Source organism: Nocardia sp. TBRC8007 (genome assembly GCF_056629435.1).
In genome coordinates this window covers 1-833 of the sequence record NZ_JBWSOR010000117.1, presented here as the reverse complement: position 1 = coordinate 833, position 833 = coordinate 1, and the positions used below count along the sequence as shown (strand labels likewise).

General features: G+C 67.5%; 1 protein-coding gene. It reads right to left on the bottom strand.

The features are described 5' to 3' along the window. Nucleotides 1-828: AMP-binding protein (locus tag ACX4ZE_RS22875; RefSeq protein ID WP_480275528.1), on the bottom strand; the 828-nt coding region annotated here is incomplete at its 3' end. Between the last annotated feature and the right edge of the window lie 5 nt (nucleotides 829-833).

Here is an 833-nt window from a genome sequence, read left to right as displayed (position 1 = left end):
CCCCGCCCCGGCGGACAGATCGTCGTACACCCGACACCACTGCTCGACCAACTCCCCCTCCCCCACCACACCCGACCGGTCGAGGACCACATACCCCACCAACTGTGTACCCGCCCCAGGCGCCTCCCGCGCCACCACCACCGCCTGCCCCACCCCCGGATGCGACCCCAACACCGCCGCCACCTCCCCCGGCTCCACCCGGAACCCCCGAACCTTCACCTGCTCATCAGCCCGACCCACATACTCCAGCACCCCCGCCGCAGTCCACCGCACCACATCCCCGGTCCGATACACCCGCTGCCCCACATCCCCGAACGGGCAAGCGACGAACCGCGCCACGGTCAATTCCGGTCGAGAAACATAACCACGCGCCACCCCGGTTCCCGCGACATACACCTCACCGGTCACCCCCACCGGCACCGGACGCAACCAATGGTCGAGGACATAAACCCGCGCATTCGCCAGCGGCACCCCGATCGGACTCACTGCCGCGTCACCCGCCGCGTCATCAAGGGTGATATGGGTGACATGCACCGTTGTCTCGGTGATGCCATACATATTCACCAACACCGGACCCCCCGGCCGCGCGGCAGGCAACCACCCCCGCACCCGACGCACATCCAACCGCTCCCCACCGAACACCACCATCCGCAACACCGACCCCGCCCGAACATCCACCGCACACAACTCCTCGGCCTCGACCAACTCATAAAACGCCGACGGCGTCTGACTCAAAACCGTCACCCCCACCCGCACCACCAACTCCCACAACTGCACCGGCGACCGCACCACCTCCGGCGGCACCACAACCACCGACCCACCATGCACAAGCG